The organism is Nocardia sp. NPDC060220 (assembly GCF_042727815.1).
Taxonomy (GTDB): domain Bacteria; phylum Actinomycetota; class Actinomycetes; order Mycobacteriales; family Mycobacteriaceae; genus Nocardia.
Genome location: NZ_JBHWZY010001201.1, coordinates 1 through 1,617, shown reverse-complemented (window position 1 = coordinate 1,617; position 1,617 = coordinate 1). Strand labels below are relative to the sequence as shown.

Genomic DNA, 1,617 nt, shown 5'->3' with positions numbered 1-1,617 from the left:
CCCCCAACCTCACGATCACCACGTCCTCGGGAATCCTGGCAGGCGAGGAGATCCTCGGGTGGTTCCACGCGGCGGCTGAGCGCGCCACGGTCCCCGCGTAGGCAACCGAAAACCCGGGCGCCGCAACGGCACCCGGGTTCGACGTGCTCAGTAGTGCTGCTGCTGACCGGCCAGCTGCTGGGCGATCACGCCCTGAATGCGCTGGAGACCGCCCACCGTGACGCCGCTCTGGAGCTGGCCCTCGATGGTGCGCACCAGGGCGTTGTCGCTCATGATCTTCTCGGTCGACTGGATCAGCACCGTGCCTGCTCCGGTGAAGTCGAACTGCCGCTCCTCACCGGAGTTGGCGCCCATCCTGGCCGCACCCGCCGCGAGGAAACTGCCGATCCAGCCCTGGTCGTAGTGGTGACTGGGCGACGGGCAATCGGCCCAGCCCACCAGGGATTCGGGGTCGACGCGCAGGGGCGGTTCGGCGAACATCACCGGCCCGTTCGACGACGCGAGGAACTTGCCGGTGCCGATCAGCGTGAGGAATCCGGGCACGATCGACTGCTTGAGCGCCAGTCCGGGCTCGAAGGCCAGCAGGTTCGCGCCGCGGATGGTGAGGTTGCCTTCTTCGAGGTCATAGGAATTGATGTCGTAACCGCGGTCGCCGATGATCAGCTTGCCGTGACCCTGCGCCACCACGTAGTCGCCCGCGAACAGCGGCGCGGAGAACTGGCTGCTCACCATGTGCATCAGGCCGCCCTGCAGCCCGTGCGTGAGCATCTGGAACTCGATCTGCCCGTAGTAGGCGATCATCGCGCCCTTGCGCATGAACCAGGGTCCGGTCAGGTCGATGCAGTAGGCGTAGCTGTTGCCCGGAATGTTGTCGCTGGCACCGAGATTCATCGGCGAGAGGATTTCGCTCATCGGTTCACAACTTCTCTTCGGAGGCCTGCACATACACCACACCCTGTCCGTGGCAATGCAATTGCATCGCCTCGCCCGCGCCGCGACCCACCGCGTCGCGCCAGCTCATCGCGGACTTCAGCTCGGTCTGCACGTTGCCGTACGCGGCGACGAACGCCTGCGGGTCGACAACGATCGGATTCGGTCCGCCCACTTGCAGTTCCAGGAAGCCGCCGTGCGCGAGCAGCACCGCCGAACCCTGTCCGCTGAGCTGGGTGGTGAACATGCCCTGCCCGGTCGCGACGCCCGCCGCGGCGCCGCGCAGCGCGCCCATCAGACCGCCGCCACCACCACCGCTACCGCCCGAACTGGCGACCGACACCACCGAAGCCTGCAAACCGGCCGACTGCGCGAGCAGGCGTGAAGCCTCGGCCCGCAACACCGCGCCCGGTTGCATCTGCACCACGTGCACCTCGAGCCCGGCGAATCCGTAATGGACCTCACCGTTGCCCTGCGCCAGCATGGTCCGCTCGTGCTCACCGGCCATCATCTGCCCGGCCATCCGCATCAAACCGCCGCCGCCCATGCCCTGACCGGCGCCGGGAATCTGGTGCGGTGCGAACGCGACCTGACCCGTGTAGAACAGCATCGCGCCGGAACGGGCGACGACGCCACCCGCCTGACCGACGTTGACTTTGACTACCTTGCCGTTGACCTTCTCGAACA

Annotated in this window: 2 protein-coding genes; both read right to left on the bottom strand. The window is 67.0% G+C overall.

The genetic code is table 11. From position 1 onward, the window contains the following. Positions 1 to 147: 147 nt before the first annotated feature. Complete coding sequence (locus ACFWF3_RS35245) at positions 148 to 912, bottom strand: AIM24 family protein (RefSeq protein WP_062990545.1); 765 nt, start codon at positions 910 to 912, stop codon at positions 148 to 150. Between the two features lie 4 nt (positions 913 to 916). Further along, positions 917 to 1,617, bottom strand: a 701-nt coding sequence (locus ACFWF3_RS35240; protein ID WP_379318456.1) for an AIM24 family protein, incomplete at its 5' end; no start/stop codon positions are given.

Excerpts from the sequence above, each read along its gene's own strand:
- ACFWF3_RS35245 (WP_062990545.1), bottom strand. The coding sequence starts at position 912 with ATGAGCGAAATCCTCTCGCCGATGAATCTCGGTGCCAGCGACAACATT.